Origin of the sequence: Pseudomonas sp. R28(2017) (assembly GCF_002112505.1) — a bacterium.
Classification (GTDB): Bacteria; Pseudomonadota; Gammaproteobacteria; order Pseudomonadales; family Pseudomonadaceae; genus Aquipseudomonas.
In genome coordinates, this window is record NZ_NEHW01000019.1 from 70429 (window position 1) to 85013 (window position 14585).

The following is a 14585-nucleotide window of genomic DNA, read 5'->3' on the forward strand; positions in this document are numbered from 1 at the left end:
TTGATAGCAAACTAAGCGATTGTTAAGGTCGCCCCTCCCAAGAACAATCATCAGCGTCGGCGTGATGCTACTGCCGAGCGACCTGCCTGGATCCCCGAAAATGCCTGCTAGATCTTCTGTACCCTTGAACGCGCTGTGCCTGGCCATGCTGGCGCTGGCCGGCACCGTGCACGCCCAAGACAACCCGCTCGAGGAACAGGCGTTTGCCCGTGTCGCACAGGTCGAGCCGCAGATGATTGCCTGGCGCCGCGACATCCATCAGCACCCGGAACTCGGTGAACAGGAAGCCCGCACGGCCAAGCTGGTCGCCGAGCATTTGCAGAAGCTGGGCATGGAAGTGCACACCGGCGTCGGTCGCACGGGCGTGGTCGGCATTCTGCAAGGCGGCAAGCCCGGTGCGACCGTGGCCCTGCGCGCCGACATGGACGCCTTGCCGGTCAAGGAGCCTGCCGGGCTGCCTTTCGCCTCGACCGCACGGGGCACCTATCATGGCCAGGACGTGGATGTGATGCACGCCTGCGGCCACGACACCCACACCGCCATGCTCATGGCCACTGCCCAGGTGCTGGCGGGCATGCGCGACAGCCTGCCGGGCAAGGTCATGTTCATCTTCCAGCCGGCCGAAGAAGGCTCCAGCCTGGTCAAGGGCGGGGAAGGGCGCCGCTGGGGCGCGCAGCTGATGCTGCAGGAAGGCCTGTTCGACAAGCTCAAGCCCGACGCGGTGTTCGCCGTGCACGTGATGCCTGGGCCTTCGGGGCAACTGAGCTGGCGCTCCGGGGCGACCACGGCCAGCAGTGACGACCTCGATATCAAGGTCATCGGCAAACAAGGCCATGGCGGCATGCCCTGGAACACCGTGGACCCAGTGGTGACCGCGGCGCAGGTGATCACCGGTTTGCAGACCGTGGTCAGCCGCCGCACCAACCTGACCCAGTCGCCGGCGGTGGTGACCGTGGGCATGCTGCAAGGTGGCAGCGCGCCGAACATCGTGCCGGAAAGCGTCGACATGGCCGGTACCATTCGCACCTACGACCCGGGCGTGCGTGCGCAGGTGGCCGCCGATGTGAAACTGACCTCCGAGAAAATCGCCGAGAGCGCCGGGGCCACGGCCAAGGTGTCCATCGTGCCGGCCTACGATGTGACCATGAACGACGCGCAACTGGCTGAACGCATGGCGCCGGTGCTCGGGCGCGCGGCCCATGGCAAGGTCGCGACATCACCGCTGGTGGGCGCGTCGGAAGACTTTTCGTTCTTCGCCGGGCAGGTGCCGGCGTTGTACTTCTACCTCGGGGTCACGCCGCAAGGGCAGGACCCGGCCAAGGCCGCGCCAAACCACAACCCGCGCTTCTTCGTGGATGAAAGCGCGCTGATCGTGGGGGCACGGGCGTTGTCGGGTGTGACCGTGGACTTCCTGGCGCAGCAGGCTGGCAAGCCGTAGCGCTGATCGTTGCTATCAACGTGGGCGGCTGATTTTTGTATATGAAATGACCATGCCCACGCTCCTCAGAGAGGAACGTGGGCATCGATGTGCAGCGTTTGCGGATTACTTGGCGCTGACAGCGCTGGCGGCTTCAGCTTGCTCGCGCTGGCGCTTGCGGCCGATTACCAGTACTGCGATACCGGCCACGGTGCACAGCGCGGCCAACGGCATCAGCGCCAGGGCGTAGCTGCCGGTGGCATCGTGAATGGCGCCATAGGCATTGACCATGAGGCCTCCGCCGATCAGGTTGGCCATGGCGCCCACGGCTGCAAGGCCGGCAGCAGCGGTGGAGGAAGACAGCCAGCCCGACACCAGTGCCCAGAACGGCCCTTTCATCGAGTAGGCGCCCACCAGGACCATGGTCAGCATCACGACCGTTGCCGGCAGCGACGAGGTGAACAAGGTCATCAGCAGGCCTGCTGCGATCAGCAGCATGGTCATCGCCGTGTGCCAGCGACGCTCGCCGGTGCGGTCGGAGCTGCGACCCCAGATGATCATCAGCACCGAGGCGATGCCATACGGGATGGCGTTCACCAGGCCGATTTCCATGGCGCTGAGGCCAAAGGTCTTCAGCAATTGCGGGGCCCACACGCTCATGGTGCTGCCTGCGGCAGAAGCGCCCGAGTAGATCAGCGCCAGTATCCAGATGTCCTTGTGGCGCAGCAGCTTCCACAACGAGATATGGCCGATGGCGGTCTTTTTCGAGGCTTCATCAGCCAGGCGCCGGGTAAGCCAGCCGCGCTGCTCTTCACTCAGCCACTTGGCCTGCTCGGGGCGATCGGTGAGCACGAACAGGCAGGCGATGCCCAGCAGGACAGCAGGGATGCCTTCGAGAATGAACAGCCAGTGCCAGCCACGCATGCCCATCCAGCCATCCAGGCTCAGGAGCAGGCCCGACAGCGGCGAACCGATGAAGTTGGCGGCAGGGATCGCCACCATGAACAGCGCCACCATGCGCGCACGGTAGGCCGACGGCAGCCAGTAGGTGAGGTAAAGCAGTACGCCCGGGAAGAACCCGGCCTCTGCAGCGCCGAGCAGAAAGCGCATCACGTACAGCGAGTTGGCGCCCTGGACGAATGCCGTGCCTGCCGAGATCAGGCCCCAGGTGATCATGATGCGGGCGATCCAGATGCGTGCGCCGTAGCGTTGCATGGCCAGGTTGCTGGGCACTTCGATCAGGAAGTAGGCAAAGAAGAACAGGCTGCTGGCAAAGCCGAAGACCTTGGCCGTGAGCTGCAGGTCCTCGTTCATCTGCAGGGAAGCCATGCCGATGTTGCCTCGATCGATGATCGCGATCAGGTAGCAGACGATCAGGAAGGGCAGCAGGCGCCAGGCGACGCGGCGCATGGTGCTGCGTTCGAGTTCATCCGGCAGGGATGTTGCTGAAGTCATTGTGCTCTCCAATTGTTTTTTTTCTGGAGTGACGCGTTGTGAACGTGCCCCCACTCACGAGGAGGCACGCGAGGGAGTGCGATCAGCTGGCGAACAGGTGGCGGTTGACCACGCAACGCGGGTCCAGGGCATTGCCCGCCCAGACATCGAGAACCTGTTTCAGCGCTACCAGGCCTACCCGGTCACGGGCCTCGCTGGTATTGGCGCCGACATGCGGCGTGGCGACCAGGGTCGGCAAGCCCCACAGCGGGCTGTCGGCAGGCGGCGGCTCGGGGCTGAAGGTATCCAGGCCGGCACCGGCGATGCGGCGTTCGCTGAGCGCTTTGACCAGGGCGTTGGTGTCGATCAGTTCGCCCCGGGCGGTGTTGATCAGGATGGCGCCTGGGCGCATGCGCTCGAGCTGGGCAGCGCCGATCAGGTTGTGATTGGTCTCGGTCAGCGGGCAGTGCAGGCTAATGATATCGCTTTCAGCCAGCAGGCGATCGAAATCCGCTTCACGCTCGACATGCGGGCGCTCCGGCAGTTGCTTGAGGTAGGGGTCGAACACCTTGACCTTCATGCGCAGCGGCGCCACCAGGTCCATCAGGATGCCGCCGATCGAACCCAGGCCAATCAGCCCCAAGGTCTTGCCCGACAGCTCGATGCCGTTGGCCGAGGCTTTGTCCCAATGCCCGTCACGCATGCGCGCATCCAGCAGTGCGGTTTGACGGGCCACGCTGAACATCAGGGCGAAAGCCAGTTCCGCCACCGACTGGGCATTGGCGCCTACGGCGATCGATACCGGGATGCTGCGGTCCGCAGCGGCCTGGATATCGATGGTGTTGAAGCCCACGCCATGCTTGGCGATCACTTTCAGGTTGGCCGAAGCCTCGATCATGTCACGGGTCAGTTTGCCCTGGCGCACCACGATGGCATCGGGTTGCTCGGCGCGAATGATGGCTTCCAGCTCTTCGGCCGGCAGGTAGGGCGTAGTGGGGACGATTCTGACGCCCTGTTCGGCGGCAAGGTTCATGGCCTCGGCGGCAAGCTCTGGGCCGGTCAGCAGAATGGTACGGGACATCGTGGACACCTTGTTCTTGTCAGGGGCATTTCAGGGGGCAGTCTGCCGATCATCTGCGGCAATGGGCTAAACCCTATCATAATGAAACGCTGTTGCAAGAAATTTAAAATACAGCTCGTCGCCGTCAAAAGTTAGGCTTCAAAAATCCGTTGCCATGCTCGTAATGAAATGACATTCTAAAAAACAGATTCGGCAACGGCCGATGACATCGAATAACACCAAGAGAGGTATGTCACATGAGCATTGGCTTCCAAGTGCTTGAGCGCGCACGTAAAGTCGGCGATGAGTGGGTTGCACGTTACCGTGAGGTTCCGGTCGCTAACGTCAGCGACTCGATGAACCGCATGACTGCAGGGGGTGCCCGCCTGCGCCCGATGCATCGCGAAGGCGTGCTGTGCGGCCCGGCCCTGACCGTCAAGGCTCGCCCTGGTGACAACCTCATGCTGCACTACGCGATCGACATCGCTCAGCCGGGCGACGTGATCGTGGTGGATGCCGGCGGCGACCTCACCAACGCCCTGATCGGTGAAATGATGGTGGCCTACGCGGTCAAGCGTGGCCTGGCTGGTATCGTGATCAACGGCGCCATCCGCGATGCGGCCAACATCGGCGCGGGTGACTTCCCGTTGTTCGCTGCGGGCGTTTCGCACCGTGGTCCTTACAAGGACGGCCCGGGCGAGATCAACGTGCCGATTGCCATTGATGGTATGGTGATCGAGCCGGGTGACCTGGTGATCGGTGATGACGACGGCCTGCTGTGCGTGCCTTACGACCACATTGCAGAGGTCTACGCGGGCGCCACTGCCAAGCACACCGCCGAAACCGCGCAGATGGAAAAAATTGCCCAAGGCACCAACGACCGTTCCTGGGTCCTGGAGTCCTTGAAGAAGAAAGGCTGCCTGCTGCCAGGCTGATCCAGCATGCGCTGCGCACCTTGCGATGGGGTGCGCAGCGGCTGATGGGTTGGTGTCGGTCGCCGGTCTACTGAGGATTCGCAGACTTGTCCGATTCATCGTCACCGCATCGCAAGCGCTGGCCCGCCGCCGTGCGGGCGCTCGCTCATCGCAACTTTCAGATCTACTTCGCCGGCCAGGGCGTTTCCACGCTGGGCAAGTGGGTGCAGCAGGTCGCATTGGCCTGGCTGGCCTATCACCTGACCGGTTCCGCCGTGCTGCTGGGGCTGATCACCTTTCTTTCCCTGGCACCGCAACTGCTCATCGGTCCGTTGGCGGGCGCCTGGATCGACCGGCACGACAAGCGCCGGTTGCTGATCATCGTGCAATTGATCCTGATCGTGCAGTCACTGGTGCTGGCGGTCGCAACCTGGCGCGGCTGGGTCGATGGTCCGTTCATTGCAGCCATGGCATTGTTGTTTGGCTTGCTCAATGCCTTGGAAGCCCCTCTGCGCCAAGCGCTGATCGGCAGTTTCGTCGACGACCCGGCCGACCTGCCGAACGCGCTCGTGCTCAATGCCATGTTGATCAATGCCGCACGATTCGTTGGCCCGCCATTGGCTGGCGGGCTCATTGCCCTGGCCGGTGAGGCAGCTTGCTTCGCCCTTACTGCTGTGGCTTTCCCGGCCTTGCTCGGGGGCTTGCTGAAAGTGCGCGGCACTGCCGGCCCAAAGGCCAGTGGTTCCACCACCCAGGTGTTTCGCGAAGGGCTTGCTTACATGTGGCAGGCGCGCAACGTCCGCCAGCTGTTGGTCAATGTGATCATGGTCAACCTGCTGGCGTCCTGCTACGCGGCACTGCTGCCGGTGCTGGCCAGGGCGGTCTTCGCGGGCGATGCACGCGTGCTTGGCTGGCTATGGGGGGCGGCGGGCGCGGGTGCGTTCGTGGCCACGCTGGTATTGGCAGTCGGCGGCGCCTTGCCGCGCCTGCGCCAGTTCACCGATGCCGGTGCATTGCTGTGCGCGGTGGCGCTGGTCGGGCTGTGGATGGCCGGGGCGCTGCCACTGGCGTTGTTGGCGCTGGGGGTGTTGGGTTTTGGCATTACCCTGAGCAATGTCAGTACCAACATGCAGCTGCAAAGCGGCGCGCCTAGCCACTTGCGTGGCCGGGTGATCGCTTTCTACATCGCCATGCGCTTTGGTTTCGAGGCTTTGGGTGGCATGGCGGCGGGCCTGATCGCGGCCCGCTGGGGGGCGCCGGCGACCTTGGGGATCGCCGGCGGGGCCTTGGTGGCGGGGTTGCTGGTTCAGTACGGCGTGCGGCGCCGAGGTTGAGCGGTCAGGCGGCTTGGCCTTGACCGTGCGTCGTCTGCTGCTTGGCCGGGTCGCCCAGCCAGAGCATCAGGCAGGTGCCCACTAGCAGAATTGAAGCAACAGCAAAGAACGGCATGCTGAAGCTATGAGTGGCGTCCTTGATCAGCCCGATCAGGAACGGGCCTGTGAAGCCGCCCAAGTTGCCGATCGAGACGATCATCGCCAGGCCGCCAGCGGCGGCGCGACCGGTCAGGAAGGTCGACGGTATCGCCCAGAACGTTGCCTGGAACGACAGGATGCTCGCCACCGCCACGCACAGGCTGGCGATCTTCAACACCGGCTGGTCAATCAGGGCGGCAGCCACCAGGGCCGCAGCGGCCAATGCGAGCGCGCTGACCACATAGGGCAGGCGATGCTGGCTGCGGTTGGCCAGGCGTGCCCACAGGGTCATGGCCAGCGCGCCGAGCACGTAGGGCAGGGCGACCACGAAGCCGACCACGCCGCTGTCGATACCCAGGCCCTTGATGATCTGCGGCAGCCACATGCCAATCCCGATCGAGCCGACGATGCAGCAGAAGTTGATGGTCGCCAGGGTGAACACCTTGGGGTTGGTCAGTGCGGCGCGCAGGGTGTTGCCATGGGATGCGCCAATGGCCTGTTGCTCCTGGGCCAGGCGCTGGGTCAGCCAGGCTTTTTCCCGGGGCTTGAGCCATTTTGCCTTGGCCGGGGTATCAACCAGCACGAACAGGCAGGCGATGCCCAGCAGCACGGCCGGCATCGATTCGGTGACCAGCAGCAGCTGCCAGTTCTTCAGGCCCCACACACCGTGCTGCTCCATCAGCCAGCCGGACAGGGGCGAGCCGACGATGTTGGCCACGGGAATCCCCAGCAGGAAAGCAGCGGTCGCTTTCGCCCGCCATTTCCCGGGGAACCAGTAGGTGAAATACAGGTACACACCGGGGGTGAAGCCTGCTTCGGCAAGCCCCAGCAGGAAGCGCGCAATACTGAAACTGATGGGCCCTGTGGCAAACGCCGTGGCCATGGAGATCAGGCCCCAGGTGATCATGATCCGCGCAATCCATACCCGAGCGCCGAAGCGCTGCATCAGCAGGTTGCTGGGGATCTCGAACATGAAGTAGCCGAAGAAGAACAGGCCGGCTGCCCAGCCGAACATGGTTGCGGTCAGGCCCAGGTCCTGGTTCATGCTGATGGCCGCGAAGCCGACATTGGTGCGGTCCAGGTAGCTGATCACGTAGCAGATGAAGATGAACGGCACCAGGCGCCAGAGTATGCGGCGCATCAGCCGTTCGCCCTCGGCGTCGCTGAGCGGCGCCTGGGCGGTGGTGTTTTCGTGGGTCATGTCGTCACTCTTTTGTAGTTGTTGTGTGCCCTGACAGGGGCTGGATCAGCTGTGGGAATACATGGGCAGCCCAGGCGCTGTGGTGCGCACCTGCAGGATGCTGCCGGTTTCGGATTCGGTGATGTACAAGGTCTGCCCGTCGTCGCCGCCAAAGGCCAGGTTGGTGTTGCTGATGCCGGCGCAGGAAACGATGCGCTGCAGCGGCTCGGCGACTTTCGACAGCTTCCACACCGAACCGAAACCGGTATGGGCGATGTACAGGTTGCTCTGCGCATCGAGGGCCAGGCCGTCGGGCCCGCCCAGGCCGCCATGCAGCTGGGCGAAAACGCCCACCTTGCCGACGATCGAGCCATTGCCCAGCGGGATGCGCCAGATCTGTTGGGCGCGGGTCACTGCGACCAGCAGGTGATTGAGGTGCGGGTCGTAAACAATGCCATTGGGGCTGGGGATGGTGCCTAGCAGGCAGGTGAGGTTACCGCTGGCGTCGAGCTTGTAGACCCGGCCGCTGGCGTCCTGCAGGCCAGTCTGGCCCTGGTCGGTGAAATACAGGTCGCCATTGGGTGCGAAGACCAGGTCGTTGACCCCTTTGAACCCTTCTGACCCGGCCGAGTCGAGCAGTGCTTCGATGGCGCCGGATTCCGGGTCGAGCACCATGATCCCGCGCTTGTAGTCGGTGATGAAGATGCGCCCGTCCTGGTGAATCTTCAGGCCGTTCGGCCAGCCATCGTACTGGCACACCAACTCCCATTCGCCCTGCGGCGAAATGCGGAAAATCCGCCCGTTGGGGATGTCGGTTACGTACAGGCGCCCTTGGCGGTCAAACGAAGGGCCTTCGAGGAACGAGTCGATGGCGCGGCCTTGACGGTTGGCGTTGGCCCAGGCGGTCGGGCGCACGTTGCGCAAGTGCTCGGGCAGGCGTGTGAAAACGGTGGTTTCGACAGTGGGCGGGGCAGTGAAGAAGCTCATGGTCGCTCCTGTAGGGCCAGGGGACGCCAGGGCGTCCGTTTGTTGTTTTGATTTATTTAATGCAACGTCGTTGCAAAATAAACCATAACCGGACGAAGGGTGAAGCAAATTTTACCGGCCACTCCAATTTTCGTTGGCGTTTTGCGCAGCCTATTGACGGCGTACAGGTAATCTGACTCCATATAAAGAAAACGCCGTTTCAAAAAAATAAGAACAACGTTCCCTGGAGTATCTTTCTTGAAATCCCTATCTCCGATCTGTCGCATTGCTCTGGCAACCGGCGGCAGCATCATTGGCCTGTCTGCTCAGGCCGACCTGATCAACGACAGCCATGCGAACCTGTCGATGCGCAATTTCTACTTCAACAGCGATAACCGTGACGGCACGGCGCAGCCCTCCAAGACGGAGGAGTGGGCGCAGGGTTTTCTGCTCGACGTGCGCTCCGGCTATACCGAAGGTGTCGTCGGGTTCGGCGTGGACGCCACGGCCATGCTGGGCCTGACGCTGGACAGCGGCAGGGGGCGGCATCAGGGCGGCAGCATGATCCCTTCCGATGGCGATGGCGCAGCGGACAGCTGGAGCAGCGCCGGCGTCACCGCCAAGATGAAAATGAGCCAGACCGAGTTGCGCGTAGGCCAGCTGATGCCCAAGCTGCCGGTGCTGGTGGCCTCTGATGGCCGGTTACTGCCCCAGAGCTTTCAAGGCGTGCAGCTGCAGTCCAAGGACATCGACAACCTCACGCTGATCGGCGGTGCCCTCAATCGCGCCAGGGGCCGGGCTTCGACTGACCTTACGGGCATGGCCGTAAGCGGCGGGACTCAGGAGAGTGACCGTTTCAACTTTGCCGGTGCCGACTATCGCGCCACCGAATCCCTGCTGCTGCAGTACTACGCCGGGCAACTCGAGGATTACTACCTGCAGCAGTTCGCCGGGCTCAATCACACCCTGGTGTTGACGGACGACAGCTCGTTGACGACTGACCTGCGTTATTTCCGCACCCGCTCGGACGGCGCCAACGGCAGCAGCACGGGGCGTAGCCAGGGGTATACCGTCGGTGGTTACACCGAAGGGGGCGATGGCGAGATCGACAATGACCTGTGGAGTGCGGCGTTCACCTATCGCCTGCAAGGCCACTCGCTGACCCTGGGCTATCAGAGCGTCTCCGACGATAGCAACTTCGTGCAGATCAACCAGGGTTCGATCGACAAAGGGGCTGGCGGCAGCAGCCTGTACCTGTGGACCGACAAGATGCTGCTCAGCTTCACGCGGGCCGGTGAGCGTACGGGGTTTGCCCAGTACGGCTACGACTTCACTGCCATCGGCATACCGGGGCTGAAGGCTTCGGTGATGTATTTGAAAGGCGACCACATCCAGACCGCCGGCGGCGCCGAGCAGTCGGAATGGGAACGAGATTTCTCGCTGGACTACGTGATCCAGGGCGGCACGTTCAAGGGGCTTGGCGTGGCTTGGCGCAATGGGGAGTCGCACAGCGAGGCCGCGCGAAATGGTGACCAGAACCGTCTGATCATCAACTACACCCTGCCGCTGTTCTGAGCATCGGCCAGCCCAGCGAACGGGGCCGCATCAGCGGCACCGTTCGCTGATTGCCAGGTCAGTGGCTGCCAAGTGCCTTGCGTTGGGCGGCCACATCACTGGCGCTCACCGGCGCGCCTGAGTTACCCCAGCCGGCGCGAATGAACGACACAACATCCGCCACTTCCTGATCGGAAAGCCGCCAGGCGAAGCCGGGCATACCATAACCGGTCGGCGCATGCTGGTTGCCCGGCAGGTAGCCGCCAGCCAGCACAATGTGAATCAGTGAGGCCGCCTCCTTGCCATTGAGCACCGGGTTGCCGCCCAGGGCCGGGAACACTTCGGTGTAGCCACGCCCGTCACTGCGGTGGCAGGCCATGCAGTTATCGATGTAGGTCCGTGCGCCTGGGGTGCTCACGTCCATGTTGCTCAACTGCTGGGTGGTGTTGCTGGCGATAGCCTTGGCCGGTACGGGTTGCGGGTTCGCTGCAGGCAGGCTTTTCAGGTAGCTGGCGATGGCAAGGCGGTCGGCATCGGTCAGGTGCTGCATGCTGTGCTGGATGACATCGGTCATGCTGCCGAACACGGCTGTGCGCTCTGTTCTGCCTGTCTTGAGGAACTGCGCCAGCTCTTCCGTGCTCCAGCTGCCCAGGCCGTCGTGCGTGTCACCGCGCAGGTTTTTCGCCACCCAGCCTTCCAGGGGGGCACCGCCGGCCAGGAAGTGTTCACCATCGCTGTCGCTCAGTGATTTCTCCTGCATGCCGATGCCACGCGGGGTATGGCAGCTGCCACAGTGGCCAAGGCCGTTGACCAGGTAGCGGCCGCGCTCCAGCTGTGGGTCAGGCGAACTGCCGGCTTCGGTGGCAACCTTGGGAGCGAACGTCCAGCGCCAGAAAGCCAGTGGCCAGCGCATGCTCATCGGCCACGGGATGTCGCTGTCGCGATTCGCTTCGGCCACTGGCTGCACACCTCTCATGAAGTACGCGTACAGGTCGGCGATGTCCTGGTCGGTGACCTTGGCATACGACGGGTAGGGCATGGCCGGGTAGAGCGTGCTGCCGTCCTTGCGGATACCGTGGCGCACGGCCTTGTCGAAGTCTTCCAGGGTGTAGTCGCCAATGCCGTGCTGGTGGTCAGGGCTGATGTTGGTGGCGTAAACCGCACCGATTGGCGTTTCCAGGCCAAGGCCGCCAGCGTAGGGCTTGCCGCCTTTGGCCGTGTGGCAGGCCATGCAGTCGCCTGCGCGTGCCAGGTACTCGCCACGCTTGATCGCTGCGTCGTCGCTGGTTGTCGCCATTGCCGCCGTGCTGATGGCCAGGCTCAGTGCCGTCAGCAGGGGAAGGGTCAAATGCTTCATGGATTACACCTCCACCAACGGGCGGCCCGGGTTTTTCAGGTAGCGCTCACGGATGGCATTGGCCGACCAGTAGGCCAGCGCACCGACCAGGCCGGTCGGGTTGTAGCCGATGTTCTGCGGGAATGCCGATGCGCCGATGACGAACACGTTCGGCACATCCCAGCACTGCAGGTAGCGGTTGACCACGCTGGTCTTCGGGTCGCTGCCCATGATCGCGCCGCCGGTGGTGTGCGTGCTCTGGTAGAAGCGGGTGTCGTACGGCGTACCGATCTTCTTGGCGTTCACGGTATAGCTCGACGGGTTCATCGCCACGGCAATCTCGGCGGCCTTGTTGGTCACGTACTGCGACATGCGGATGTCGTTGTCATGCCAGTTGAAAGTCACCCGCAGCAGGGGTTGGCCGAAGGCATCCTTGTAGGTCGGGTCCAGGTCCAGGTAAGTGTCGCGGTACGCCATCACCGAGCCCTGGGTGTACAGGTTCATGCTGCGCTGGTAATTGTCGGTGACTGCACCCTTCCAGCCTTTGCCCCAGTTTGGCTCGCCTTTGGCCACGGCGGTCTGGCCGATCGGGCGTCCGCCTGTGCGATGGTGGCCGATGTTGGCGCCGCCCAGGAAACCCAGGCCGCTGTGGTCGAAGTTGTCGCCGTTGTAGTTGTCGATGGCAGTGCCGCCGGCACCGGTCCCGATGAACGGGTTCAGGTAGGTGCCCTTGGGCAGTTGCACGGTCACCGAACCCAGCATCTGGTAGGCGTAGTTACGCCCGACGACGCCTTCGCCAGTGTGCGGGTCGTAAGGCTTGCCGATTTTCGACAGCAGCAGCAGGCGCACGTTGTGCAACTGGAAGGCGCTGAGGATGACCAGGCGCGCCGGTTGCTCGACTTCATTGCCTTGTGCGTCGATGTAGGTGACGCCGGTCGCCTGTTTGCCTGACGCATCGAGGTTGACCTTGGTGACCTGGGCCAGGGTGCGCATCTCGAAATTACGGCGCTGGCGCAGCACGGGCAGGATGGTGGTCTGCGGTGAGGCCTTGGAGTACATGTAGCAGCCGTAGTTTTCGCAGAAGCCACAGAAGTTGCAGGGGCCCAGCCGCACGCCATACGGGTTGGTGTAGGGCGCGGAAGCGTTGCCGGCAGGGATCGAGAAGGTTGAGTAGCCCAGGCTGCGGGCCGCCTTGTCGAACAGCTGCTCGCCATAGACTTTCTTCAAGGGTGGCAGCGGGTATTCCTTGCTGCGCGCACCTTCGAACTTGTTGCCCCCCTCGATCAGGTGGCCCTTGATGTTGCCAGCCTTGCCCGACACCCCGGCCACTTCTTCGAAACGGGTGAAGTAGGGTTCCAGCTCCTCGTAGGTCACCCCATGGTCCTGGATGGTCATGCCTTGCGGGATGAACTTGCTGCCATAGCGTTCGGTGTAATGGCTGCGCAGTTTCAGGTCGCTGGGCAGCGGGCGCCAGCTCAGGCCGTTCCAGTGGAAACCGGCGCCACCTACGCCGTTGCCCAGCAGGAAGGTGCCTTGCTGACGATAGGGCAGGGCGACAGAGGCCGGGTTGTGACGGATGGTGACGGTTTCCCTGGACAGGTCCTGGAAGAGCTTGCCGCGGATGGTGTACGCCAGTTCGTCGATCACCTTCGGGTAGTTGGCGTCGTTGGGTGTGTCCTGGTCGGGACCGCGCTCCAGTGCCACCACATTCAGGCCTGCTTCAGTCAGCTCTGCGGCCATGATCGAGCCCACCCAGCCGAGGCCGACAATGACTGCATCTGTTTCAGGTTTCTTGATTGCCATACCGTTACCCCCGCTGGCCGTTGATTGAAACTGGACCCAGTGGATAGCGCTCGTTCGGGCGGTCGATCCAGTCCATGAAGTCGGCGCGGGCGCCGGGGAAACCGAGCATCGTCCACGCGGCCATGTGTTTGTTGCCGCCATACATCGGGTCGGCGAAATAGCCTTCCTTGACGTTCTTCAGCAGCAGGGCGAAGAAGGTGGCGGCCGGTACGCGTGCCAGTTCCAGCTTGCCGCTCTCCAATTGCTTGAACACCTGGGTCTGCACGTTCTCGTCGAGCTGCGCGAAGTGCTTGCCGAACTGCCTGAGACAGGCCGCGTCGAGGTCGGCGATGCCCAGACGGTACAGCTCGCGGGGTACCAGCTTCATCTGGTAACCCAGTTCAGCGGGCTGGTCGGTGATGAATGGCGCCTGCATGTACCACAGGCGACCGTGGGCGTAAGGCGTTTCCATCTGGCGGTCGAGGAATTCGGGTACACCGGCAGTCACAGCGCCGGGGCCTTCGTCGTCCTCAGGGATCAGCACGGCGCACGCCGCGTTCACGAATGCCCACTCGTTGTCGGTGAAGTACGTTGGGTGATAAGGCTCGGCAGGCGCGCTTGGGCTGGGGGCGACAGGGGTGCCGGCATGCGTCGGATTCGGCTCGATCGCTTCGTGGGCTGCATAGCCCACCAGGCTTACCGCTGGAATGAGGATGGCACTACGGCGCAGAAATTCGCGCCGTGAGTTGGGAGTGTCTGACATCAGGTGCTCGCTCGGTTCAGGAACAGTCTCGGTTTCGGCCCTGGCCATCTTTGTTCTGGTTTCATAGGGGGGAATGACCGGCCATGGACGTGCGGCATTATGCCTCGCAATGCATTAAAATAGAATTACGTTGCGAAAATGCCATTTTTGGCTGATGTGTAGATCGCTCGGGATCAAGTACGAAAACGCGTGACCAACGCATTGAGCTGGGTGCCCAGTTGTTCCAGGGCCTGGCTCGCCGAAGCCGTCTGGTTCGCTTGGCTGGTCGACACCGAAGACAGGTCGCGGATGTTGATCAGGTTTCGGTCCACTTCGCGGGCCGCCTGGGCTTGCTCCTCGGCGGCGCTGGCGAAGGCGAGCGTCGAGCGCAGCGCAATTGAAAGCTTTCGCATGTCTTTCCTTTGGGTAGTGAATGGGGGAAATAGTGGCGAAATGCTTTCGGCCGTTCGGCAAGAAAGCTTGAATGAAAATAGAACGACATTGCAATAAATTGGTTTGCAGTGCACTGTGTGGCCCGCGTTTCGAGCGCTCGAATGCCTGCCGTGCAGAGCGTTCGCATCCCGATGACCGTAGGTGAGATAAGAAAGATGGCCAAAGCCGCCGATGTTGTTGTGCAATGCCTGGAAAACGAAGGTGTCGAGTATGTGTTCGGCATTCCTGGTGAGGAAAACCTCGACCTGCTGGAATCCCTGCGCAAGTCGAAGATC

12 protein-coding genes and 1 pseudogene are annotated in these 14585 nt (G+C 62.8%); 5 read left to right on the forward strand and 8 right to left on the reverse strand.

Features of this window, described 5'->3' with window-relative positions; genetic code table 11:
• The first annotated feature begins 100 nt into the window (after positions 1-100).
• Positions 101-1438 (forward strand): amidohydrolase, encoded by a 1338-nt coding sequence (locus CAF78_RS25250; protein ID WP_256573829.1) that lies wholly within the window; start codon positions 101-103, stop codon positions 1436-1438.
• 105 nt (positions 1439-1543) lie between these two features.
• On the opposite strand, the gene CAF78_RS25255 is transcribed toward CAF78_RS25250, so the two are convergent.
• Positions 1544-2872 (reverse strand): MFS transporter, encoded by a 1329-nt coding sequence (locus CAF78_RS25255; protein WP_085679431.1) that lies wholly within the window; start codon positions 2870-2872, stop codon positions 1544-1546.
• Positions 2873-2954: 82 nt separating this feature from the next.
• Positions 2955-3932 carry a hydroxyacid dehydrogenase gene (locus CAF78_RS25260; RefSeq protein WP_085679434.1) on the reverse strand — a complete coding sequence of 326 codons (978 nt, stop codon included), beginning with the start codon at positions 3930-3932 and terminating at the stop codon, positions 2955-2957.
• A gap of 236 nt (positions 3933-4168) precedes the next feature.
• Between CAF78_RS25260 and CAF78_RS25265 the strand changes: the two genes are divergently transcribed.
• Both CAF78_RS25265 and CAF78_RS25270 read left to right on the forward strand, forming a co-directional pair.
• Complete coding sequence (locus CAF78_RS25265; RefSeq protein ID WP_085679437.1) at positions 4169-4846, forward strand: RraA family protein; 678 nt, start codon at positions 4169-4171, stop codon at positions 4844-4846.
• An 86-nt stretch (positions 4847-4932) separates the two neighbouring features.
• Entirely contained in the window at positions 4933-6159 is a 1227-nt protein-coding gene (locus CAF78_RS25270; protein WP_371856877.1) for an MFS transporter, read from the forward strand.
• 4 nt (positions 6160-6163) lie between these two features.
• Here the strand turns inward: CAF78_RS25270 and CAF78_RS25275 are convergent, their stop codons facing one another.
• Both CAF78_RS25275 and CAF78_RS25280 read right to left on the reverse strand, forming a co-directional pair.
• The gene (locus CAF78_RS25275) at positions 6164-7498 is read right to left on the reverse strand and encodes an MFS transporter (RefSeq protein ID WP_085679440.1); all 1335 of its coding nucleotides are present in this window, start codon (positions 7496-7498) and stop codon (positions 6164-6166) included.
• Between the two features lie 45 nt (positions 7499-7543).
• Complete coding sequence (locus CAF78_RS25280; protein WP_085679443.1) at positions 7544-8464, reverse strand: SMP-30/gluconolactonase/LRE family protein; 921 nt, start codon at positions 8462-8464, stop codon at positions 7544-7546.
• Between the two features lie 237 nt (positions 8465-8701).
• Between CAF78_RS25280 and CAF78_RS25285 the strand changes: the two genes are divergently transcribed.
• Entirely contained in the window at positions 8702-10018 is a 1317-nt protein-coding gene (locus tag CAF78_RS25285) for an OprD family porin (protein ID WP_085679446.1), read from the forward strand.
• A 58-nt stretch (positions 10019-10076) separates the two neighbouring features.
• Here CAF78_RS25285 and CAF78_RS25290 read toward each other — a convergent pair whose 3' ends face one another.
• The 4 genes and pseudogenes from CAF78_RS25290 to CAF78_RS25305 all read right to left on the reverse strand — a co-directional run.
• The gene (locus CAF78_RS25290) at positions 10077-11354 is read right to left on the reverse strand and encodes a cytochrome c (RefSeq protein WP_085679449.1); all 1278 of its coding nucleotides are present in this window, start codon (positions 11352-11354) and stop codon (positions 10077-10079) included.
• A 3-nt stretch (positions 11355-11357) separates the two neighbouring features.
• Entirely contained in the window at positions 11358-13136 is a 1779-nt protein-coding gene (locus CAF78_RS25295; RefSeq protein ID WP_085679452.1) for a GMC family oxidoreductase, read from the reverse strand.
• Positions 13137-13140: 4 nt separating this feature from the next.
• Positions 13141-13878 carry a gluconate 2-dehydrogenase subunit 3 family protein gene (locus tag CAF78_RS25300; RefSeq protein WP_085679463.1) on the reverse strand — a complete coding sequence of 246 codons (738 nt, stop codon included), beginning with the start codon at positions 13876-13878 and terminating at the stop codon, positions 13141-13143.
• A 173-nt stretch (positions 13879-14051) separates the two neighbouring features.
• Positions 14052-14237, reverse strand: a pseudogene (locus CAF78_RS25305) (methyl-accepting chemotaxis protein); the annotation flags it as partial.
• A gap of 228 nt (positions 14238-14465) precedes the next feature.
• Between CAF78_RS25305 and CAF78_RS25310 the strand changes: the two are divergent.
• Positions 14466-14585 (forward strand): thiamine pyrophosphate-binding protein (locus tag CAF78_RS25310; protein WP_143515118.1); only part of this gene is annotated, 120 nt, incomplete at its 3' end.